16 protein-coding genes are annotated in these 23457 nt (G+C 43.2%); 13 read left to right on the forward strand and 3 right to left on the reverse strand.

The genetic code is table 11. The features are described 5' to 3' along the window. Positions 1-58 precede the first annotated feature (58 nt). From traD to PR766_RS14840, 6 genes are all read left to right on the forward strand, one after another. Entirely contained in the window at positions 59-2299 is a 2241-nt protein-coding gene (gene traD / locus PR766_RS14815) for a type IV conjugative transfer system coupling protein TraD (RefSeq protein ID WP_051422742.1), read from the forward strand. Beyond that, a complete protein-coding gene (traI, locus tag PR766_RS14820) occupies positions 2299-7425 on the forward strand; it encodes a conjugative transfer relaxase/helicase TraI (RefSeq protein ID WP_036954310.1) in 5127 nt (1708 codons plus the stop codon). Before traD ends, traI begins: the two co-directional genes overlap by 1 nt. A gap of 408 nt (positions 7426-7833) precedes the next feature. Then, on the forward strand, positions 7834-8772 hold the full coding sequence (locus PR766_RS14825; protein ID WP_051422739.1) for a RepA family replication protein: 939 nt from the start codon (positions 7834-7836) through the stop codon (positions 8770-8772). A 706-nt stretch (positions 8773-9478) separates the two neighbouring features. Next, a complete protein-coding gene (locus PR766_RS14830; protein WP_051422737.1) occupies positions 9479-10048 on the forward strand; it encodes a ProQ/FINO family protein in 570 nt (189 codons plus the stop codon). Further along, complete coding sequence (locus PR766_RS14835; protein ID WP_051422736.1) at positions 10045-10665, forward strand: DUF2913 family protein; 621 nt, start codon at positions 10045-10047, stop codon at positions 10663-10665. Before PR766_RS14830 ends, PR766_RS14835 begins: the two co-directional genes overlap by 4 nt. 548 nt (positions 10666-11213) lie before the next feature. Beyond that, positions 11214-12161 (forward strand): Rpn family recombination-promoting nuclease/putative transposase, encoded by a 948-nt coding sequence (locus tag PR766_RS14840; RefSeq protein WP_036954304.1) that lies wholly within the window; start codon positions 11214-11216, stop codon positions 12159-12161. 2 nt (positions 12162-12163) lie between these two features. Here PR766_RS14840 and PR766_RS14845 read toward each other — a convergent pair whose 3' ends face one another. Beyond that, positions 12164-12358, reverse strand: a complete 195-nt coding sequence (locus tag PR766_RS14845; RefSeq protein WP_036954300.1) for a hypothetical protein — start codon at positions 12356-12358, stop codon at positions 12164-12166. An 83-nt stretch (positions 12359-12441) separates the two neighbouring features. After that, entirely contained in the window at positions 12442-13647 is a 1206-nt protein-coding gene (locus tag PR766_RS14850) for an IS91 family transposase (RefSeq protein WP_230086699.1), read from the reverse strand. A 94-nt stretch (positions 13648-13741) separates the two neighbouring features. Here PR766_RS14850 and PR766_RS18475 point away from each other — a divergent pair, with 94 nt between their 5' ends. The 7 genes from PR766_RS18475 to PR766_RS14880 all read left to right on the forward strand — a co-directional run bounded on the left by PR766_RS18475 (position 13742) and on the right by PR766_RS14880 (position 20781). Continuing rightward, positions 13742-14014 carry a DUF6216 family protein gene (locus PR766_RS18475; protein WP_410431371.1) on the forward strand — a complete coding sequence of 91 codons (273 nt, stop codon included), beginning with the start codon at positions 13742-13744 and terminating at the stop codon, positions 14012-14014. Positions 14015-14025: 11 nt separating this feature from the next. Next, positions 14026-14460, forward strand: coding sequence for a DUF6216 family protein (locus PR766_RS14855; protein ID WP_329818652.1), 435 nt, complete (start codon positions 14026-14028; stop codon positions 14458-14460). A 267-nt stretch (positions 14461-14727) separates the two neighbouring features. After that, positions 14728-15198, forward strand: a complete 471-nt coding sequence (locus tag PR766_RS14860; RefSeq protein ID WP_222859987.1) for a Fic/DOC family protein — start codon at positions 14728-14730, stop codon at positions 15196-15198. A gap of 695 nt (positions 15199-15893) precedes the next feature. Continuing rightward, positions 15894-16619, forward strand: coding sequence for a tyrosine-type recombinase/integrase (locus tag PR766_RS14865; protein ID WP_051420265.1), 726 nt, complete (start codon positions 15894-15896; stop codon positions 16617-16619). 834 nt (positions 16620-17453) lie between these two features. Then, positions 17454-18668, forward strand: coding sequence for an AAA family ATPase (locus tag PR766_RS14870; protein ID WP_222859990.1), 1215 nt, complete (start codon positions 17454-17456; stop codon positions 18666-18668). Continuing rightward, complete coding sequence (locus tag PR766_RS14875) at positions 18658-19632, forward strand: ParB family protein (protein WP_036954288.1); 975 nt, start codon at positions 18658-18660, stop codon at positions 19630-19632. Before PR766_RS14870 ends, PR766_RS14875 begins: the two co-directional genes overlap by 11 nt. 210 nt (positions 19633-19842) lie before the next feature. Further along, positions 19843-20781: a RepA family replication protein gene (locus tag PR766_RS14880; RefSeq protein ID WP_051422734.1), complete on the forward strand. Its 939-nt coding sequence runs from the start codon at positions 19843-19845 to the stop codon at positions 20779-20781. Between the two features lie 1675 nt (positions 20782-22456). On the opposite strand, the gene PR766_RS14885 is transcribed toward PR766_RS14880, so the two are convergent. Next, positions 22457-23173, reverse strand: a complete 717-nt coding sequence (locus tag PR766_RS14885) for an ADP-ribosyltransferase (protein ID WP_036954285.1) — start codon at positions 23171-23173, stop codon at positions 22457-22459. Positions 23174-23457 lie beyond the last annotated feature (284 nt).

The following is a 23457-nucleotide window of genomic DNA, read 5'->3' on the forward strand; positions in this document are numbered from 1 at the left end:
ATTTATTCATCTCTTCTTATTTATTCTCTATTCGTTATTTCGACGGAGTATTCTTATTATGAGTTCAACCAAGCATATTACGCAGGGTGGGCAGGTCTTTAGCTATATGCTGGGCATGTTCATGCAAGTGAATAAGCGAATATCCTTTTGGCTTATTCTATTCTTCTTACTTATTTTCCCTGTTATTTTTTATTTTAAAGTTCCCATTCAAGAAATGAAAAATGGGGGATTATATTGGTGGCTCTATTTTATGTCTGGCGGGGAACAAGCCCTTTATCGTGTGCCACCTATTTATGACGTCAGTTTTGATGGACAACTCTATCGTTTTACCTCCGAGGCCATTCTCAAAGACGATTACATGATCTATGCCGGGAATATTGTCTTACAAGAATTGGGCTTATCTGTTTTATGGGCCATTATTTTCGTCATTGGTTTGGCGTTTATTGTCTACCGTTTTTTACATCGTTTGGGGCAGCGCCAAGCTCATAATGATGTTATCGGCGGGCGAACCCTGACCGACGATGTTAAAGCGGTCCGAAATATGCTGCATGCCCGACGCGAAGCTTCGCCGATCACGTTTGATGGATTACCACTGAAACTGAACAGTGAAGTGCAAAATATCTTAATGCACGGCACACCCGGTTCAGGAAAATCCAATGCCATTAATAAGCTGTTAATTCAACTGCGTAAACGCGGTGACATGGTGATTGTGTTTGATAAAGGTTGTTCGTTGGTCAAAAAGCACTACAACGAAAATATCGACAAATTGCTCAATCCCCTGGATGACCGCTGTGAAAATTGGGATCTGTGGCGTGAATGCTTAACGACACCCGATTTTGACAGTATGGCGAATACACTCATCCCTCAAAGCACCTCCGAAGATCCCTTCTGGACTGGGTCTGCGCGAACCATTTTTACCGCCGTCGCCGCTAAGTTAGGGGGGGATTCGAATCGCAGTTATAACAAATTATTACGGACTTTATTAGCCATTGATTTAAAAACGTTACGTGCGTATGTGGCAGGCACGGAAGCCAGTAACTTGATGGAAGAGAAGGTCGAGAAAACCGCCATTTCTATCCGAGGTGTGTTGACGAACTACGTCAAAGCCCTGCGCTACCTTCAAGGGATTGAACGTAATGGCAAACAACCGTTTGCTATCCGTGAGTGGATGAAAAGTGTTAATGAGAAAAAAGAACGTCACGGGTGGCTGTGGATCACCAGTAATGCCCGTCAACATGAATCCTTAAAACCGCTGATTTCCATGTGGTTAGCCCAAGCCGCTAACTGTCTATTAGAAATGGGGGAAAACCCAGAGCGGCGAGTGTGGTTCATTTATGACGAGCTGGCCTCTTTGCATAAGTTGCCGGAGTTACCGCAAGTATTGTCAGAGGCCCGTAAGTTTGGTGGGTGTTTTACGCTGGGTTTTCAGAATAAACCGCAGTTGGACTACACCTACGGTCGGGATTATGCCGATGCCATGATGGATTTGCTCAATACCCGTTTTTTCTTTCGTTCACCGGATGAAAGTGTCGCGAAATGGGTGCGAGATCAACTCGGGCAAGAGCGGATCAGGCGATTTAATGAGCAATACAGCTACGGCAAAGAGACGGTGCGGGATGGGGTCTCGTTCAGTAAACAACAAGAAGACAGTGACTTAGTTAACTACTCAGATGTTCAGTCTTTACCCGATCTGACGTGTTATTTGACATTACCCGGTCAATACCCCGTTGTCAGGCAAGCCATGAGTTATGAAAAAATTAAGCCAGTCGCCGCTGAATTTACTCCGCGTAACATCAATGACAGTTTAGACCAAGAAATTGAAACGGAAATTGAGTTGCGACTGAAGCACGACACTTTACCCGCCAATGTGGGACGTTTTATTGATGGTCTCATTAGCGGCAAACCCGTTGACATTCCTACCGAAGTGAGTGCTACCACGACGGTAGAAAATGCGGTGTTGAACGACAGGATGCCTGAAGAGCTTTTACCCGCCATGCCCTCAGTCTCAGACACGTCATCGCCCAAAGTGGACTCCAGCGAGACACAAACCGATCCATTGACCAATATAAATAGCACGAGTGGTAGAGAGGTGGTGATGGAGGGACTCACTGTGAATACTGAAACGGGTGAGGTTTTAGGTGCCGCCGTCGAATCAGAAGAAAACCCCCAAGACCTGTATGAAAGCTATACGCGCATGCGACAGGAAGAAAAGGAAATTTTGGGGGATCCCCATGTAAAAAATGTGAGTTCTTCACCTGATTTAGAGCGTGAACACGATAACGGTTGGGGGAAATGGTAATGATGACAGTTGCACCGATTGCCAATAATGCGGCAAATTATTATACCCATGAAGACAATTATTATTTCCTTGGCAACCTTGAAGCCCGTTGGATGGGCGAAGGTGCGAAATCGCTTGGACTGGAAGGCGAAGTTACTAAAGACCAACTGGGGGAAATCCTGGAGGGGCGCTTACCCAATGGCCAAAGTCTAGAGCGCAGGGAAAACGGTAAAAACGTCCACCGCGAAGGGCAAGATTTAACGTTTTCGGCACCCAAAAGTGTTTCTGTATTAGGGTTAGTGCTAGGTGATAAGCGCATGATTGACGCGCACAATCATGCGGTCGAGGTTGCCCTAAAGGAAGTGGAGAGCCTCGCGTCAACGCGGGTGATGGTTGAAGGCAAAACCTCGCTGGAAATGACCAAAAACTTGGTTATCGTGGCATTTAACCATGATACATCCCGCGAGCACGACCCTTTAGTCCATACGCATGCCCTTGTGATGAACATGACCAAACACAATGGCGAGTGGCGCACGTTATCCAGTGATACACAGCAAAAAAGCGGCTTCAGTGAGGCTGTTTATGCATTGCAAGTGTCATTAGGGCAAATCTACCGCCATGCTTTACGTGAGCGCGTAGAAAGCTTTGGTATGCAAACTCATGAAACAGGAAAAAATGGGTTATGGGAAATCGTGGGTGTGCCCGTTGTGCCTTTTTCTCAACGCCATGCTCAAATTATGGATGCGGTGGGGCATGAAGCCTCACTCAAATCCCGTGATGTAGCGGCGCTCGATACTCGTCAAGCTAAAACAACCCCTGAAAAAAGTGAGTTATTAACCGACTGGTTTGACCGCTTGGATAAAAATGGCTTTGGTCCTGAAGAACGTAAAAAGTTTTATGCCGACGCAGAGCAGCGCATGGCTAAAGGGGATACGGGTTCCATGCCTCGGGAGATCCTGCCGGATATCACACGCGCTGTCACCGATGCCATCGCGCTACTCAGTGATAAGCAGCTCAGTATGAACTACAGCCAAGTGCTCGCTAAATCGCTTGGGGGATTGGAAGCTCGTGCGGGCATGATAGCGCAGGTGCGTGAGGCTATCGATGTGGCGATTGAACAGCGTCAACTTATCCCACTGGATGAGAAAAAAGGACTATTTACCTCGTCTATTCATTTGATGGACGAGCTGAAGCTACAACAAATTGCTACCGACATGAAGCAACATAACCGTACCATCAGTTTTCAGGCGCGGACAGAAACCCTCGCACCAGTCATGGAAAAAGTGGCAGATACGTTACCCAGTATTGCAATTGTCGCTAGTCAAGGACTCGGTAAAGCGCAACGAGACGGGGTATTAGACGGTGTCACGATGGCTCAATCACAGGGGCGTGACGTAGCGGTGATGACCCTTGATACGACTAGTCGTCAAGCCTTTGCCAATGATAAGCGTTTTGCTTATGTGCCGAAAATGACCCTGAGTGACAGTCAACCGCTTAAACCCAACAGTACCTTGTTGGTTGCCAATGCGGAAAAACTGTCATTGAAATCCGCCTTATCCCTACTTGAAAGCGCCCAATCTGCCAATGTGCAAGTGCTCATGATGGACAGTGGTGGGCGCAAAGGCACGGGAAACGTATTGGCGACGTTGCAAGATGCAGGAGTGCCACGTTTTCAAGGTGAGGCTTCAGCTGTCTTAACGGTGAAAACGGCACATATTCCCGATAAAAATCATCGTTATGCGGCACTGGCGGCGGATTATGCACAGCTGCACAGTGACATGAAACCCGTGGTCGCACAGGTCAGTGGCGTTCGTGAGCAAAAAATTGTCACCGACACCATTCGGCAAACGCTCACCGAGCACGGCATGCTCAGTGAAAAAACGGTGACGGTGACACAGCTTAAGCCCGTGTGGCTCGACAGCCATTCACGCAAGCAAATCGACAGCTACCGTGAAGGCATGGTGATGGAGCGTTGGAATGCGGACAAAAAAGAGGTTGAACGCTACACCATTGACCGTGTGACGCCTGAAACCCGTTCGGTCACGTTGCTCGATGACCAAGGGCAAAAACAGGTGATGAAGCCACAGCAATTTGATGGCCAATGGAGTGCCTATCAGCGCCAAACGATGGACATCAAGCAAGGCGAGCGGTTAACGATACTGGCGAAGCAAAATAAACTCTCTGCACGTGACGCTGTCACGGTTTCCGGTTTTATGCCAAACGCCATCATGATTAATTTCAATGGGAAAACGCATCGTATTGATGTACGGGAGGGTGTCAAAGCCGATTATGGTTATGTTACCGCCCCAGGGCAACAGGCTAACGATACAGGGACGGTGTTATTGGCCGCATCTGCACGGGATACACAGCCGACCTTACTCAATACGGCGGCACGCAGTGGTGAGCATATTACCGTGTATACGCCACTGGATAAGATGGAAACCGAGCGTCGTTTATCGCGTTCTCCAGTCTATCAGCAAGCGCGTCAATTGGTTGGAGTAGAGGGGCAGGATGCGAAAGCCATTGAGCAAGCCGCTGATAATGCGGCACACGCGCTATGGTCTAAACCCGAAAAAGCCTTGCAACAAGGGATGGGGCTAGCGCAAGAGAGCCAGGTTTTTTTCTCGCGTATCGATGCGATTGCCAAAGCGTTGCCGTTACACGCCTCGCTCGACAGTCAATCGGTGGGAAACGCTTTTGACCGCTTAGTTTCCCAAAAAGCCATCATCCCCGTGAGCAGTGGCAAGGGGGCAGCCCAACAACATTATGTGGCCGCCAGTACGTGGGAGATGGAAAAACAAATTCTCACAACGATTTTAGCGGGTAAAGGTACACAAACACCGTTGATGGCGTCTGTGCCAGAGGCGCAACTGGACGGATTAACCTCGGGACAAAAAGCGGCAACTGAGCTGATTTTAGGCAGTCGTGACCAATTTGTCGGCATCCAAGGCTATGCTGGGGTAGGGAAAACCACGCAATTTACTGCCGTTCTCAAGGCGTTGGATACCCTCCCAGCAGCACAGCGACCGGAAGTGATAGGTCTTGCGCCTACTCACCGTGCCGTTGGGGAAATGGCCGATGTTGGTGTGAAATCGCAAACCTTGCATGCCTTTTTGATGGATGCGAATCAACGCCAACAACAAGGCGAAACGCTCGATTTTAAAAATACGCTATTTTTAGTCGATGAAAGCTCTATGGTCGGCAACCGAAATTTAAGTGAAGTTTTGCAGATCATCGCGCATGGAGGGGGGCGAGGCGTGCTCAGTGGGGATACGGCCCAGCTATTATCGGTGGACAGTGGAACGCCCTTTGCGCTTGCGCAAGAACGCTCAGTCCTTGATACCGCCATTATGAAAGAAATTGTTCGGCAAAGACCCGAACTTCGTCCGACCATTGAAGCCATTATAGCAGGCAATATTCAAACTGCTATTGACACGATGAATCGGGTGACACCGGATGTGGTTTCCCGTCGAGCGGGGGCGGAATTACCCGAACAGTCGGTGATAAATTCAGGTGACAAGGTCATTACACATATTCTCGATGACTATCGCGGGCGAACGGCTGAAGCGCAAAAAGAGACACTGATTGTGGTGCAAACCAACCGTGATAAAGATGAACTTAATCGCGGTATTCATCAAATCCTAGTCGAACAAGGGCAACTGCAAGGCGGGAGAAACGTACCAATCTTGGTGCGTGAAAGCACCCGCACCGAAGCCTTGCTCTCAACGGTTGGGATGGCGGCACATGTCGGTAAGATTGCGCTGATTCAAGAGCAGTATTATCGGATTGCGGTGACGGAGACGGGAGTGAGTGAGGGGGTTGTGACCCTGGTTGATGAAGAAGGTAAAGGGCATTTACTCTCGGCTTTTGAAAGTAGCTTACGGGATATCGGTATTTACCGCCAAGAAAGCCGTCATATCGCGGTTGGCGAGAAAATTAGCTTTACCCGTACCGACAAAGAGCGCGGACGCGTGATGAACAGTGACTGGACGGTCAGTGAAGTCAGCGAAAATGGGAAAATCACGATCACCAAGGGCGATGAGTCACGCGAGCTTGACCCGAATAGGGCATTGACTGACCAACACGTGGATTACGGCTATGCCGGTACGGCTCATAAAGCGCAAGGGACCAGCAGTCAGTTTGTCATCGTCCTTGGTGGCGTGGCAGGAGACCGACGCTCTCTGGCGACCTTGCGCGATGCATACGTGGCGTTATCTCGTACGAAAGCGCATGTGCAAACCTACAGTGATGATTTGGATAAATGGACCAAAGCCATCGAGAACCCAGGGAACCGGCAGACGGCGCATGATGTGCTATTGGCTGAACAAGACCGCGCCGCCAAAGTCGGTAATCAACTGTTTGACCATGCGAAACCGCTTAATGAGACAGCGATTGGTCGTGCATTAAGCCGCCAAATGGGATTGGGTGACACCCATGAAGGGAAGTTTGTTTACCCGTCCACTAAGTATCCCGAACCGCATGTCGCGTGGCCGGCTTACGATGTCCACGGTAAAGCTCAAGGTACGATGTTACAAGCGATTGAACTTGACGGTGATAAATTGCAAGGACTTCGAGCTGAAGGGCGTTTACTGGGGAGCGAACAGGCACAATTTATCGTGGTGAAACCCAGTCAAAACGGGAAAACCGTGATTGTGAACAGTTTGGATTCAGCCTTTGGGGCGATGGCGCAACAACCCGAACAAGGTGTAGTCGTACAACTCTATCCCGATGAACGTTTACACACGGCCATGATTGAGAAAATCACGCAAGGGGAAGTGGATAACGCCTATGCGAATCCGAATGCCACGCAAACCGATAAAGCAAACAGTGACCCGAAATCCCTGCAAACCCCCGAGGAGCAGGCGATGGATAAAGCCTTAAAAGAGGCTGAAGCTGCCCTGCGTCAACAAACCAGTAGTGAGTCTAAAACCCCTGAGCTTAACGAGGAGGAATTGAAACTGGTGATGGCTCAAGAGCGTGACAGCTTACTCAAAGGCGAACATGACTTCATGGAGGCGAAAGAGCGTGTCATTGAAAAGGCTGTACAGTTTGAGCGCCAACATCAGCAACAACAACGAGAGGCATTGCGTCAGCAAGAGCGTGAAATCGTGATGGAAAAATCTCGTGATCGTGAGTTTGGTGATTAAGTCTCTGTTATTTCTGTTTTAACCCGCATTGTCGGCGATTTCCGCCAGTTTCTTTTAGTTTTCTCTCGCGTCGAACCTCAAGTTTTATCATAAATTATTGTGAATAAATCGCGTCTTGACGTGAAGACGTTGCTTGGATGCGCATAGAATGCTAGATTAGCCGACAATTGATGTGGATTTTGTGGTCGCCACGCCGAAAGGTGGCAAGAGATGGGATGTAACACACAAAAATGTGCTGTGAACCCAAATAGAAAACCCCTGTAATCTTCTTCATTCTTGGCGGGACGAAAAGATTATCAGGGGTCATCAGAGTAATTCCGCAAGGGGTATGTTGTACTCCTTGAGGGGAGTATAGAATTATGCGCAACAAAATTCAACTCCTTCCGTACAACATAAGTGCGGAGAAACATGAATAATGCTACCTCAAATTCGGCAGTCCCTTGTTCCGTCGGTAAAATTCATCGGCATTATGCACCCAAATTTTTAGGGCAATTACCGAAATTAGTGCCGGTGCGTCGCTTTGCAGCCGCGTTAAAATGCCACGACTGGAACCGAAACCCCCATATTTACCAACTGCGTTATAGTCGAAAGCAGCGGATATCCGTGCGTTCAGAGCGTCGGGAAACCTTTGACGCGTTAGCGATGGCCATGATTGCCTATGCCGATTATAACCCTGAAAGCGACGCGCTGTTTGAAGTGATGTGCTCCGTGGAGAAGTTAGCGGAATTGTGCGGTCAACTGTATCGCTATGACAGTGGTCGTAAAAGTTACGATCCGATATTGCATGCGCTGCGTGACTGGGAACACGCTAACCTCATTGTGATTGACCGCGATTTTGATATCGAGGCCAAACAATACAAAGCGATGCGCATTTGGATTCGTCCGGAGTTTTTCCATGGACTCGGGTTTTCTGCATCGGAACTGCGCGAAGTCGTATCCAGCTTTAGCCGCTGGATGGAAAAACAGGGATTAAAAGAGAGCTACCAAAAACGCTACGCCCAACATGTTTTGCGGCTTGCCCGCGCGAACGTGGCGTCACTCGACACTAAGCATAAACTTCGCAACCTGCTCAACAAGCTCAAAACGCTCGTGGTTGGGAAAGATGAAGCGCTCAAACAAGAGAAGAAACATTTAGCCAAAGCCCTAAAGGAAAAGAAAGCGTTAGCCAAAAGTTTGGAAGCGCCAGAAAGCGCCGAACATGCTGCATGGCGTCGTTTCGAATCATGGAAGGTGACGCAGCCTATTGCGGCGGTCATGGCCTTTGAGCGGAAAATGAAAGCCTTGTATCCAAGTATTCAAGGGCAGGCTATCTATCTGCATTACTTGGAACACCTGCCGGACTCCTAATTCACCCCTTTAAATTTACCGCCTTGACTGGCGGTGGTCTCGTTCGCCCCAAATCTGTAGAGCTTGTTTTTTGAACAGAAAATTCGTTGATTCAATCTCTGCATTCATCTCAACGATGATAGCTCGACTATTTTTGTGTGATATTTACCCTATTAACTTCGAATGCATTTATTCTCTGCAATTAACTTCGAATCAGTTTGGTGTTTTATCGTTAAATTCGTTTTTAGATTCTGAACTAAACGTCCTTTTAAATAAAAGGAGTTGCGGCTCTGCTTTTTCAAGCCGCACACTCTAAAGAGACAAACCCAATAAAGCCTTCGCTTACACGCCATACATGGCGGTCGCTCAGATAATGGTGTCAGCATAGTGCCATTGCCCCCGTAAAGCTGGCCTATGGCCACCTTAACGCGCAGCTACAGCCGTTCATCGAGGCTACGCCTCTCGCCCGTCTCACTGCGTTTTCCAAAGGGTCAAATAAACAAAATAACGGTGTTAATTTTAATTGGCTCAACCAGGACGAGGGGCGGATTGGGGCATTAAACAGTGCGTAACCGCTAACGCGGGTCTCGACGGCCCTGACCTTAATCTGTTCTCTGTCACTCTATTTGCCGTCTACAGCCCTTCGGGCTGGGTGATTTTGGTGAAATTTCATGATAATCTGCTAGTAATACATTGATGATAAAAGCGATTTTGGTGTGAGGTTGAAATGGAACGCAAAACACTGACGTTAAAACGTCCGACGATAGAAAAAGAGTCGGAAAGTACTGAACTGGTTATTCAACGTCGCCGTAAACAGGTCGTGGTCAATACACAGCGTAAACCCCATAAACCCGCCAAAACAGTGCAACCGCAACCGTCTAAAAAAGTGCCCCCTCCGCCGGCGAAAAAACAGAAAGCGGTTGTCATCCGGTTAGAAAAAAAAGTGATCCCGCCGACGCCGCCAAAAAAACATCTCCCTTTAGAGGAAGCTATTTCGAATCTCTCAGCCTATTGGCCACAGCTTTTTCCCAATGGACAACTTCGACCGATGGCGGTTGGCACACGTGAAGCCTTATTTGCGGATAAAAAAGCTCGTGAGTTGCCGATTTCAACTAAAAAGCTGAAACGCAGCCTTGCGACCATTAGCCACAGTGTGAAATACCGCACCACGATTATGCCTGGCGCGGCACGTTATGATAAAGACGGTCAACCGAATGGCACTGTCACCGAGTTGGATGTCGCCGATACGTTGAAACGTATTCAAAAACTGGCTAAACAACAATCACGAATCGTATGACCAAGACTTCTAATTCCCCGATTACCGTTGAAGAAAAGAATCGTTGGCTGGGTAAATTAGCCTTTGCCGCTTTAGTCGCGCTTAAACTGGCCCAATGGGATGGAAAAGCGGCTCGAAACGCCCAATCTGAAAATCTTTTTCTGCTTCGTTGGCTACAAACAGCCCTGAAACAAAAACGGTTTCATCGCTGTGTCGTCCATGATTTTGAATGGCTTATCAACCTTGGTCAACAACGGTTAATGACCTCAAAACTGAAATCGCGGTTAGAATATCTGTGGCGTTCGTGTTGTTGTGATATTGCCTGCCAAAGTGATTTATTTCGCTTAACCTACGCGACTGAGCTGCTCAAAGATTTAGGGTGGAATAGTGTAGTACTCAGTGATGACCGTTGGCAAAAACTGATCACGAAAAAACCGATGCTAACCGGAACCACCACCTTCTATGTCACTCAGACTGCCTTAACCGCAGGGTTTAGTGATGATGGAAAACAGGTTAACTCGGTGAATTTTTGGGTGCTGGGTGATAAAGAACAATTTAGCGAGGTCATCAAACAACACCATCTTTGCGGCCAGTTCGATGAAAATTTACCACACTATACGTTGTTGCTATCTCGGTAGAAAATGAATGTTAGCTCCGATAATGTACATCCGTCAGAGGAGTTAAGTGTGTTTATTATTTTGATGACGACGCAAGTTATTGTGTTTTGCTTGATGTTATTTGTGTATCTGCATTCACGTCTTCATGGCGGGTCGGATAAATATCTAAACACGTTGGTCTTTTGTTTTATTTTATTAACCGTGACACTGATTATCATGCAATCGCCAGCTCCCCGATTATGGAATGAAATGTAAAGCCAGTCTGCTGAATGGTTTATCACTTAGACATGAATAAGTGTCAATTTTGTTGAATCACCTGACCGTTTGGTGAATAAGGTTAACATTTTACGTGATTTGATTGACATGATGACCTGGACGAAAAGGAATGTGATTTATTATTTATCGTCCATGAACTTACTAATTCATTGAAATCGTATGATTAAATTCATTAAATGTATGGGCGAAAAGGCAAATTGGGCTTAACGTGAACATTGAGCGTCGAAAAACGGACTGAAAATCGATTCTGCGTTATGATGTACAGTCTTTAGTGAGGAGTGAGTGATAGAATAATGAAACCTAAGCACACGCCGACGGCACATGATGCGGCTTTTAAAGGGTTTATGACGCAGGTTGACAGCGCAAAAGATTTTTTTGACATTCATCTGCCTGAGCATATTAAAGCGTTATGCGATTTCAGTACGCTGGCACTCACAAATTCCTCGTTTATAGACAAACAGCTGCGATCTCGATTATCCGATGTGCTCTATTCGGTGCAAACCACCGAAGGTGAAGGGTATATTTACCTTCTCGTCGAGCACCAGTCGACGCCCGATAAACTAATGGCCTGGAGACTTATGCACTATGCTTTCTTAGCCATGAACCAACATCTTCAGCAAGGGCATAAAACGTTACCGTTAGTAGTGCCGGTGCTGTTTTATCATGGTGGTCGTTCACCCTACCCCTATTCTCAATTGTGGACCGATTGCTTTCCGTTACCAGATATGGCCAATGAATTGTATACCCAACCTTTCCCGTTGGTTGATGTGACGGTGATTGATGATAATGAGTTGGTCAATCATCGTAAAGTGGCCGTGATGGAGCTGGCGATGAAGCACAAATATTTGCGGGATGAATTTGATAAGGTTATCCCCCTATTGGCACAAGCGCTCAATCAACAGTATAATGATGATAACGACATCGTCACTATCCTCAATTATCTGTTCATTGCACTGGACTCCCCCAACTTTGAACATATTGTCCAGCAATTGAGTGAACAGGCAGATAAGCATCAGGAGGTTATTGTGAATATAGCACAACGCTTACAAGATAAAGGCCGTCAAGAAGGCCTGCAGCAAGGCATTGAGCTTGGTATCGAGAAAGGTAGAGAAGAAGAACGACTGCTTGCACATCAGCGTCAACTGGATATGGCGCGTAACTTGCTCAAGAACGGTGTTAGCCTTGATCTTATCATTGAGAGTACCGGTTTAAGCCGCGAAGAGCTCATTTCCCTGCAGTAGTCTCACCCTATTTCCTTTGTCATTTTTGTGCTTAACGCAAACGTCGCTAGCTCAATGAGTTTAGCGATGTTTTGCGCTTTTTCATAACGTTTGTAACTTCGCACGCTCACGCCTAGTTCTTCAGCCGCACGTTCATGGTTAGGAGACTGAATGTCACTTTTGCCTAACCATTGCCCGCTATGCAGATGACAGATCATCTATTTTATCGATAAGTTATTCCCTGTATTTTCATTATTTGGATGTTTAGTATACGATTAACTGAATTTTAAGCGGAACATCCCTATGCCGCTTGTTGTAACCATCGCTCAGTTTTAAATTGTTGACGACGCATGTCTAATAACGCTTCGGCTCGAAGCCCCGCCTCTGCACAATTAAAAACCATTCGGCTCCCACACAACACACATTGGTATGGATCCACATTCGTAAATTGCTTCATCAGTGATGCAAAGCCCGGTTTTTGTGGCTTAGCTTTCACTATCATCCCCTGCGCTTCATACACTTTCGGTAATAAAGCCCCCCGCTTTCGATAGGCCAGAAAGCCGTAATATCGGACCATTTTAAAATGGCGAGACTGGATATGACTGATATAACGCCATAGCATCTCTTCCTGACTCAGTCGTTGTGTGCGATGGCGCCCAGTTCGGTGGTCAAAATAATGATGAACGACCGCCCCCCGGTGTAATGACGTAATTTTGAAGCGGCTATCGGCGGTCGTTTCAGGTAACGGCCAAGATAATTGACGTTTTGGCGGGGGTTTCGAGTTTTTTTTAGCGAAGTGAATTTTCCAGCGTCGCTGGTACTGAGCTTCAATAAATTGGCACCATTCGCGGTAATCACGGATGTGCTCGAAGCCAGTCATTGGTAAATTCAATGTTGCGTAGTTTTCCCGTAATAAGGTAATGATGGCCTGACGCCAGTAACGCTCAACGATTTTCTTTTTGAAGAAAATGGGGCGCCAGATGCCGTGTTTGAGGCAGAGTCCCCCGCGAGTCACCGATAAATGAATGTGAGGATGTTGGTTGAGTTGACGACCGTAAGTATGAAGGGCGACAAACAAGCCGATTTCGATACCGAGTTTTTTTGCCCATTTCAACAGGGTATTGGCGGCGCAGGCGAAAAGTTGGTTGAGTAGTGGCCAGTTGTTGGTAAAAGCCGGCCAGAGTTTGTCGGGCATGGTGAAGGTAATATGTTGCCATTCACAGTCGGGGAGAATGTGTTGTTGCTCGGCAATCCATTGTTCTGTGGCCTTCATGCCACAGGCACTACATCCTTTACTTTTGCAGCTTTGGCAGAAATATTTTGTATGAGAGCAGGCAGGCGAAGCGCAACAATAACGGTGAACGCCCATAGCCCCTGTCCCGCAAGCGAGCATCCGTTCGATGACGAGCTTAGTCCACTCGGGAACGGCATGACCGTTTTTAATGAGTAATTGATCCCAGCCATCATCAATCTGAAAGAGAAGTTTTGCGGGTCGTGGTATGTGCATTGAGGGATTATAGCGAGTGAAGTTGTTTGAATAAAGTGCTACTGTGACAGAGTCTTAGCTCCCGCCATAGGCGGGCAACTGTTCTATTTGGTTTATAAAAAACAAAGCAAAATCAGGTTTTTCGATATCAGATAGATTTTTTAGATTTTGGACTGGACATAACGTTGAAAGTAATGATGATTTATTATCTGATATAAAAGAAGTTGAAAAATTCAATTATGATTATAATATGAATGCAATATCGAAAAGGCAAAAATATAAATTTGAATCGTGGGTTAAAATATATGAATTAGACTTTAAAGTTATTTCAAAGCTAAGGTTTTGTTTTTCTATTGAATATCTAAAGGTAAAAAAATACACATTCTGATCCCATTCAGTATATTTTTTCTATTAATTATAATAGCGTTTTTTTCTACGAGCACTACAATAGCAGTAAAACCAGCTGGGTTGATCAAGTTTGATGACACTGGGTGCTTTTGGTTTAATAGCCATGAGGCGGTAGAATATAATTTTATCAAAAATGATGCTAAGGATTGGCACATTACCAAAGAACAATGTGATAAAGATGAATTTTCAGTGAGGTTTTCAAAAAAATCAGTAGATTTAGTTTTTGATGCTTTTAATGATAAGGCTTCTATAGATTACATTAATAATTTAATAAAAAAACAAAGATGGTTTTTTGGTTTTATCAGTGCATTTTTATCTTTAGTACTCTTTTATTTATTTTCAAAAATAATTACAATATTAATAAGTTATGATGCAAGAAAAATGATTTATTTGAAAATGAATAAATATAGAAAAAATAGAAATTAAATTATCTATAATTATTCTTAATGAAAAATATAGGGCGAAAGATTTTCTAGGGTTAGAGATAAAGCGATGACTATTTTATGTTATACTTACTTTATCTTATAATTCTAAGGAATATTTTGAAGAGGTGAGCGATGAGAACGACGACATTTGTGACTAAAGCTAAGTTTTCTACGTCTTTGGAAAACTATCGAGTGAGCCTTTCATATGAAGGTATTGTTTTGAAAAATAAGGAAAAAAAACTTTCCATTTCAGAGCTAAAACGCAAATATGCGCGATAAATATGGCATAGGCCAGGATTCCTATTGTTATCTTGGCACAGATATTCTTATCAATGTTCTAAATATACAAGATATAGAGCTTCTTGAAGAAGCTGAAATTGCTTTTACAACTGCGCGATTCCTTTCATATCAAAGTGAACTATCGCTCCTTTCACAATTCGATTTTTCTCATTTAAAGTTTTTGCATTTTTATCTCTTTCAAGACCTATATGCGTGGGCAGGTAAGGTTAGGGATATCGATATTTCAAAGGGTAATACCCGTTTTTGTACTTTTTCAAGAATTGAACCTGAAGCAATAAAGCTTTTTAATACCATCCCAAATTTAGAATGCCATTCAAATCTTGCTGATTTAATTAAAGATTTAGCCCATTTATTTTGTGAGCTTAATCTACTTCATCCTTTTCGAGAAAGAAATGGGCGGACATTACGTTTCTTTTTTGAAGAAATGCTTTTTGTTTAGGCTATGACATAAAGTGGTCTGCCATTTCTCAACAGCACTGGATAGATGCAAATATTGCGGGTGTTTATCTTGATCTTAAGCCATTGATTGCGATTTTTACTTCGGCGGTAAATCCTCGGTAGCGATATCAATCGTTCTTTCATGTTTTTCCTGTCAATCATCTCAACCGGTCTTTTTCTTCGACTACAATCAGGCTGTTCACAAGTTAACACCTCAATTTCTTCAAAAGAAGTCTTACATAGCTAAATCTTCCTATAATCGATTTTAAGCCATTTTTGCCATTATTTAATGAAATACATTAGAGGTGGTTAGATATCCTCTCTTAATAAGTCCTGTGAAGTCTATTTTTTAATCAATTATTCGTATTTTTTATTATTGCGCTTTACCGTCATTCTCCGCAAATAACGTGTTTCGCATATTTTCCCTTATTTAGTGTAATCGTTGTAAGGATCTTCACTATATCTTGTTTATTTGAATGGGCGATATTTTCCATGTTGTGTAACTTATTGCGGTTTAAGGGAAAAAAGACAATAATACCTAAATTCAGCAGAGGCAAAAATCGGCCCAAAAGATGAAAGGATCTGATGAGCGTCAGGCGCGAGTGCGCGATCTTTTGTTACCGCGTCTCATTTGGTTTTAATGGGTGATAATATTAATTGTAATTATTAGAGTGGTGATTATTAAGGTGATGTATTATGTCTGCTTTTTTTCCTGTCAGTCCTGAAAGTGGTAAATCAATTTTGCAGCGCCAATCTCAAGCCCTTTTACAAAAGGGGCATTTAGAGCGTGCGCGGCAATTACGAAATTTGGCGATTGCGGCAGAGCTCGATTGCCCTAAATATTTATTGGCACCAGAAATCAATCAACTGTTGCAATTTATTCCGGATCTGCATCAGCGTACGTTAATTGAGACTTTATGGAATACGGGAGCGCGCATTCATGAAGCATTGGCATTGACGAAAGGGGATTTTTATCTTGATGAGGACACGCCATTTGTGGTGTTACGTACGTTAAAACAACGTGAACCCAAAAATATCATTACAAAAAATAAAGTCAAACCACGAGCTAAACGCGTGGTGGCTTTGTTTGATCCCGACTATGTGCAGTTAATGAAAAGCTATTTTGCGACGATGAGGTTAAAAAACCAAAGCCAGATTTGGCCGATCCAAAGTGATAATACGGTTCGTAATTGGTTGCGCGCTGCGGTTGAGCAGGCGGAAGCCAAGGGGATTTCGTATGTTGTTGAGCCGATCACGTGCAAAACCTTTCGACACAGTTTTGCTATGCACCTTATTTTTAATGGGGTCCCCCTTAAAGTTATTCAGGCGTATTTGGGGCATAAAAAATCCAGCTCAACGGATGTTTACACCAAAATTTTCACCTTGGATGCAATGCTGCATTTTGATATTTCATTTAGGTAGATAAGATCAAGAAGACGTTAAGTGTTTATCATGATGGTGATTTCAAGTTGAAATTAATCCATGTTTAATCATTAACCTCTTTTAATTCAGTTGGTTACTGAATTTATTAAATGGTGAAATTACTGATGTCATGTGTCCGTTTTTAGTTTAACTGTCTTCTATCTTCTATCTTCTATCTTCTATCTTCTATCTTCTATCTTCTCTCGGTCCTCCTGTGACCTGATCATATTCTTCTCAGCGTTTATCCGGTTTTTGGGAGTATTACTATTACGCGCCTATTTTGTGACAAGGATGCCTATATTCCATTTTTATCTGAATTTATTTTTTAGTGACAACAAAAATTAATTTTGTTAAACGGAGGGGAGGAGAGGGGAGCGAATGATTCATCGAGATGTGCGGTGGCTAGTCTCAATATTACAGTATGTCAATTTTTTTAGAACCATTTTTTTTTACTTTAGGTTTCCTGAAAAGAGATAACCTACCTGTTAAAATAAAAAAATATATTTATTCTCGTCATGAAATGCCTTTCTCTGCGTGACTTCTTATTCATCAATAGATATTAATATAATTATTTGCCTATTGTTTTTTAAGGTAGAATAATCGAAAAGAAAACATTTAATCTTTCAATTGACTGATGATTATTTCATTCTTAAATATTGGTGATTTCAACGTGAAACCCAAGGTGAACGATCTTATTTCTCCTTAAAAATCAACTATGTATGTTGTTTTTGTGCGGTGGTGAATAAATTTTTCATAAATAATGTTTACAAGGCGTTCAGTATGTAGGAATATTAGGTTAAATCTAAAATGCTGCATAAAAAGGAACTCTAGGTGATTAAGCAAAATAATCAATTTAATAAAATTGCTGGCCGTTCTATAAAATTACTGCAGTCTTTAACTACTCAGATCCAATCTCAAAAAGAAGAGTTGAATGAAACGACATATTATCAAGTATTCTCCAAAGCGGCAGTCGCTAAATTACCAAAATTGACTCGTGCCAGCGTCGATTATGCGGTGAATGAGATGGAGGCGCTTGGCTATGAGTTTGAAAAAAGACAGGCGGGGACATCATCGAAATATGCGATGACTATCCAAAATATTGTTGATATTTATCACCATCGTGGGATCCCAAAATATCGAGACCGATATTCCGAAGCGTTTACTTTTTTTATTGGTAATTTAAAGGGGGGGGTATCGAAAACGGTAAGTACGGTATCTCTTGCGCATGCATTGAGAACACATCCGCATCTTATATTTGAAGATTTAAGGATCCTTGTTATCGATCTCGATCCTCAAGCATCAGCAACGATGTTTTTAGACCATATGCAGTCCATTGGCTCTGTTGAAACAACGGCCGCTCAGGCTATGCTTCAAAATGTGACTCGAGACGAGTTGCTTAGTGAGTTTATCTTACCGTCTGTGGTTCAAGGTGTTGATGTCATACCTGCATCGATTGAAGATGCCTTTATTGCTTCACAGTGGGAAATTTTATGTGCGGAATATTTACCCAATCATAATTTCTATACGGTTCTTCGCGATAACATTATCAATAAAATTAAGCATGACTATGATTTTATTTTTATTGATAGTGGACCTCATTTAGATGCATTTTTATCGAATGCGATTGCTGCAGCTGATATTTTAATGACGCCAGTACCTCCTGCACAAGTTGATTTTCATTCTACGCTGAAATATTTAACGCGTTTACCTGAGCTTATCGACTTAATCCAGTCTACAGGCGAGAATGTTAAATTGATTAGTAATATTGGGTTTATGTCTAAACTTGCAAGTAAAACAGATCACAAACTATGTCATAGTTTAGCGAAGGAAATTTTTGGTGGTGATATGCTCGATGTTGCATTGCCTCGCTTGGATGGATTTGAACGTTGTGGAGAATCATTTGATACCGTGATTTCTGCAAATCCTGCAACGTATATAGGAAGTGCTGAGGCTTTAAAAAATGCTAAAAGCGCAGCGGAAGATTTCGCAAAAGCGGTCTTTGATCGTGTAGAGTTTCTTCGAATAAATCGAGGTTATTATGCAAGCTAAAAGAAAAACAATTGGCAGAACGTTAAGTGCGACTTCATTTTCTCATTTAGCAAATAACCAAGAGCATACTCAGCGATTTATTCTTAAATCAGGAAAGTCTGCTGTTTTCCATTTGGAACACATTGCTGCAGATGAGATAGAAGAAAAAACATTTGTTCGATTTGCTGTTAACGGTCGAGATCAACGTGCATTGACGCCGGAATCATTAATTGATATCACTCGCACAATTAAATTACAGCAATTTTTCCCGGTTATCGGTTTCAGAGCAAATGGAAAAATTGAAATATTAGATGGTTCGAGACGAAGAGCTGCTGCGCTAATTTGTCATGTTGGACTCATGATCCTTGTTACTGAATCCGAAATTAGCAGTGAGGATGCAAGACAATTAGCGGCGGATATTCAAACTGCGAAAGAACATAATTTAAGAGAAGTCGGTTTACGTTTATTACAATTACGAGAAAAAGGCTATTCTCAAAAAGATATCGCAAAAATTGAAAATCTATCAGAATCAAAAGTAACGCGAGCAATACAGGCGGCTTCCGCGCCGGATGATCTGGTTGCATTGTTCCCCGTTCAAGCAGAATTGAATTACAGTGATTATAAGTTACTATTAAACATCGAGCAGATCATTCAAACCCACAATTTACTCAGAAATGACATATTCGAATATGTCAATGAGCATGTTGCTCACCTAATTAGCACTAATCAGATAGCCTCTGATGAGCTAAAAAAAGAAATTTTATATGCACTAAAAGATATTACTGATAATTTGAGTGCCAAAAATCAACACAACCTTGCAACAGTCAGTCCGCTATGGGCTTTTGAAGATAAAAACACATATGCGAGAAAACGAATGAAAGGGCGAGGGTTTAGTTATGAATTTAATCGCGTCCCTAAAGAGTTACAAGAGCTACTTGATTCTAAAATTAATGAAATTCTGACAAGTTTTTATGAAAACATGTGAATAGCATGATACATCTGGGGCTAGAGATGAATTATTTTATCTCTGGAAATGCAAAACCCCCTGCTATCTTTTCTAATCTTGGCGGATGCGAAAGATAAACAGGGGGGTAACTGGCAATTCTGTTAGGATATTGTTGAGTTCCTATCAGGGAGTATAGAATTATGTGTAAAAAAATTCAACTCCTTCCGTACAACATAAGTACGGAACCTTATGGCTAATGCTGAAACCTTACCCACAACATCTTGTTTTCCAAGAAAAGTTCATCGTCATTATGTACCAAAATTTTTAGGTCAATTACCGAAATTGGTGCCTGTGCGTCGCTTTGCTGCGGCGTTAAAATGTCACGATTGGAACCGAAACCCGTATATTTACCAACTGCGTTACGCCCGAAAGCAGAGGATCTCCGTGCGTTCAGAGCGTCGAGAAACTTTTGATACTCTCGCGATGGCGATGATTGCGTATGCGGATTATAACCCGGAAAGTGACACCCTCTTTGAAGTGATGTGCTCGGTGGAAAAGTTGGCTGAGCTGTGTGGTCAACTGTACCGCTATGAAAGTGGTCGTAAAAGTTACGATCCCATATTGCATGCGCTGCGTGATTGGGAACACGCCAATCTGATTATCATTGACCGCGATTTTGATGTTGAAGCGAAACAATACAAAGCGATGCGTATCTGGATACGCCCTGAGTTTTTTCATGGGCTAGGTTTTTCGAAACAGGAATTGCGTGATGTTGTGACCAGTTTCAGCCGTTGGATGGAAAAACGTGGCTTAAAAGAAAGCTACCAAAAGCGCTATGCACAACATGTGTTACGTCTCGCTCGAGCGAATGTGGCATCGCTGGATGATAAACATAAACTTCGAAAACTGCTCAACAATCTGAAAACATTAGTGATTGGGGAGGATGAGACGCTAAAACAAGAGAAGAAACATTTAGTCAAGGCTTTGAAGGAAAAGAAAGCGTTAGCCCAAAGCTTGCGCGTACCTGAAAGTTCAGAGCGGGCGGCATGGCGTCGTTTTGAAGCCTGGAAGGCGACTCAGCCATTAGCGGTTGTAATGGCCTTTGAGCGTAAAATGAAAACCTTGTATCCAAGTGTTCAAGGGCAAGCACTCTATTTGCATTACCTTGAGCACCTGCCTGACTCTTAATCCTGTTATTTTAAATAACCGCCTTGACTGGCGGTAGTTTCGTTTGCCCTAAACTTGGATAGCCTGTTTTTTTAGCGAAAAATGCTTATCCCAGTCCCTCCGTTCTTTGCTGCGAGGGGGGGGGACGAACATGTTCGTTCTTTATTTAGACTATTAACTTCGAATGATTTTATTCTCATCAATTAACTTCGAATCGTATTGGCGTTTTAGCGTTAAATTCGTTCTTAGGTTCTGAACTAAACGACCTTATAAATAAGGAGTTGCGGCTCTGCTTTTTCAAGCCGCCACTCTAAAGAGATAAAAACAATAAAGCCTTCGCTTACACGCCATAAATGGCGGTCGCTCAGAAGAAGGTGAAAAGACCGTGCGATTGCCCCCGTAAAGCTGACCTTCGGTCACCTTAACGCGCAGCTACAGCCGTTCATCGAGGCTACGCCTCTCGCCCGTCTCACTGCGTTTTTCAAAGGGACAAAAAACTATACAATTGTTTTAATTCCTCTAGGCTTAACCAGGGCGGGGGAGGGATTGGGGTATTTATCCGTCCGCCACCGCTAGCGCGGGTCTCGACGGCCCTCACCTAATGGTATTCTCTGAAACAGCTTTTGCCGTCTACAGCCCTACGGGCGGGTGATTTCGGTGAAATTTCGTGATAATCTGGTATTAATACATTGAGAAGAAACATAATCTGGAAGTCCGCATTATATGGAATGTAAACATAGACCTGAAAACAACTGACTCAGAAAAAAATTGAAAAAATCCATCGCAGGTAATTTATTCTCGTCGTAAATCTGTGGTGGTCAATACCCAGCACAAACCGAATCTCCTCTCAAAAGTACCACCATTCGATTTTCCCTAAATCAAATATTGTCTTGCTTCCATAAGCCACCGTGTAACATACCGGATCACGATTATGCTAAGGGCGACAGTTAAGCGGATGATTTAATTACAAATTCAATGTGACTGACACGTTAAAACACCGTTCAAAAATGGGCTAAACAATAACGAACAATATGATAACAACTTCATATCCTCATTTTGATTTAAGAAAAAATCATTGGTTCGGTACATTCTGTTTGCTGACGTAGTAGCTCTTAAACTGGCGTAGAGAGGATAAGGCGGCTCTAAACGTCCAATCGGAGAATCTATTTACAAACCACGCTGAAACAAAAACATTTTCAACGGGGGGATGTTGAGTGACTTATTTACTTTGGTTAAACATCGAATGATTGACGTGCCTGTTGCAATGATATTGTGCACCAACATGATTTGTTTTGTTTCACTTCCGAGACTGAACAGCTCAAAGATTTAGGGTTTCCTTGACACTTTATTTATTAGAGGTACACAATTTCTAGTACTAAGTAAAGAATGGCAATCTGGATTATGGTAATAAATAACTATATCGGGGCTTTCTTATTTCTGGCTCTCACTAAATGCTTGAAGCAAAGAGGAGCAAGCATCCACAGCAAAATTGTCGTAATTGTTATATGAGTACATTAGTCAATTTATATGCATCAACGTATCACGCTAATTTTTTCTTTAGGGGGCTCATAGAGGATATTAAGAAGTGTAATTTTACAAGAGTCATTTTGTATGTAAGGCAAGCCCACCCCATTTCTTTCTCAAACTCTTGCTGATACCAGACCGACAGTCGTCCACACTAAAAAGTAATATTGATTTAACGGGATTGATTTGCTAAATCTAGTGCATCAACTAAAAGAGGGATATGCCCGCAGCCTTCTGATACCGAGGCTTCTTCTAACACTCGGTACTCTCGTTTTTGAACCGTATGACGCAGCAATAAACGCATTGCCGTGTTTTTGGGATACAGAACTTCAGCTTCAATTGTATCTTTGTTCACAGGTACCATATCAAAACCTGAACACCCAAATATGACGCTCCAAAGAGAATATTTATTCTCTTCTGCAAATTCACGTGCGATATTGGGATCTCGTGAGGTAGATAAATAAGCTGGATCCTGCCCAACTTTGCCCTCAGCAATCGAACCCAATGCATCTGTTACTTGTGAGCCTCTATAGGTTTTTGTCAAAATATTCAATGAGGATTTTGCCAGCGCTTTTGATAAAGCAATATCAAGTAATTGTTCCGCAGACGTCATAGTTTGCCCTGACCTTAATTTACGATTCAGTGGTTTATACGCCTCTCCTGAATAAAGTTTCACTGCTACTATCTCTGCAGTAGAAAGAAGGCTAACGGACTGACTGCTAGTTGTTATATTTTTAATGGCTAAAGCTAATGGGAAGTGGTTCTTTAATTGATCAAGTAACTCCTCTTCAGATAAGGATGTCCACACAGATTGAATCCGATTTGTACTCGATTCATCATTAGTTCCTGGAACATTCCCTGTCAAGCTAATCCCACTACCAATATTCATCTCAATCACCTATTGACTCAAATTGTTCATCATTATGCAAAAAGGAAAACAATGGTGAAATTATTCTACCGCAAAAGTGCAAAGGGATATCATATGCACACTAAACAATGAAAATGTTATAGTTACCCTTGAGGCGATGGATGAGCACAGTGAACTACTCAGCAATCTCATACATCTTAAAAGTATGTCGTTTCCTGTCAATCATTCCTCTTTGCTTTATCGTTCGCTAATTAATCTGTATCTTATTCTTTCTCATTGATTCTGCTATTTAAGCCGCATGAAGG

The organism is Providencia sp. PROV208 (genome assembly GCF_028479465.1).
Lineage (GTDB): Bacteria > Pseudomonadota > Gammaproteobacteria > Enterobacterales > Enterobacteriaceae > Providencia > Providencia alcalifaciens.

Bases quoted from the DNA above. Each gene is read 5' to 3' on its own strand.
- PR766_RS14865 (WP_051420265.1), top strand. From the start codon at position 15,894: ATGTCTGCTTTTTTTCCTGTCAGTCCTGAAAGTGGTAAATCAATTTTG.
- traD (WP_051422742.1), top strand. From the start codon at position 59: ATGAGTTCAACCAAGCATATTACGCAGGGTGGGCAGGTCTTTAGCTAT.
- PR766_RS14850 (WP_230086699.1), bottom strand. From the start codon at position 13,647: ATGCACATACCACGACCCGCAAAACTTCTCTTTCAGATTGATGATGGC.
- PR766_RS14875 (WP_036954288.1), top strand. From the start codon at position 18,658: ATGCAAGCTAAAAGAAAAACAATTGGCAGAACGTTAAGTGCGACTTCA.
- PR766_RS14825 (WP_051422739.1), top strand. From the start codon at position 7,834: ATGAATAATGCTACCTCAAATTCGGCAGTCCCTTGTTCCGTCGGTAAA.
- PR766_RS14835 (WP_051422736.1), top strand. From the start codon at position 10,045: ATGACCAAGACTTCTAATTCCCCGATTACCGTTGAAGAAAAGAATCGT.
- PR766_RS14880 (WP_051422734.1), top strand. From the start codon at position 19,843: ATGGCTAATGCTGAAACCTTACCCACAACATCTTGTTTTCCAAGAAAA.
- PR766_RS14885 (WP_036954285.1), bottom strand. From the start codon at position 23,173: ATGAATATTGGTAGTGGGATTAGCTTGACAGGGAATGTTCCAGGAACT.
- traI (WP_036954310.1), top strand. From the start codon at position 2,299: ATGATGACAGTTGCACCGATTGCCAATAATGCGGCAAATTATTATACC.
- PR766_RS14860 (WP_222859987.1), top strand. From the start codon at position 14,728: ATGCGCGATAAATATGGCATAGGCCAGGATTCCTATTGTTATCTTGGC.
- PR766_RS14830 (WP_051422737.1), top strand. From the start codon at position 9,479: ATGGAACGCAAAACACTGACGTTAAAACGTCCGACGATAGAAAAAGAG.
- PR766_RS14845 (WP_036954300.1), bottom strand. From the start codon at position 12,358: ATGATCTGTCATCTGCATAGCGGGCAATGGTTAGGCAAAAGTGACATT.
- PR766_RS14840 (WP_036954304.1), top strand. From the start codon at position 11,214: ATGAAACCTAAGCACACGCCGACGGCACATGATGCGGCTTTTAAAGGG.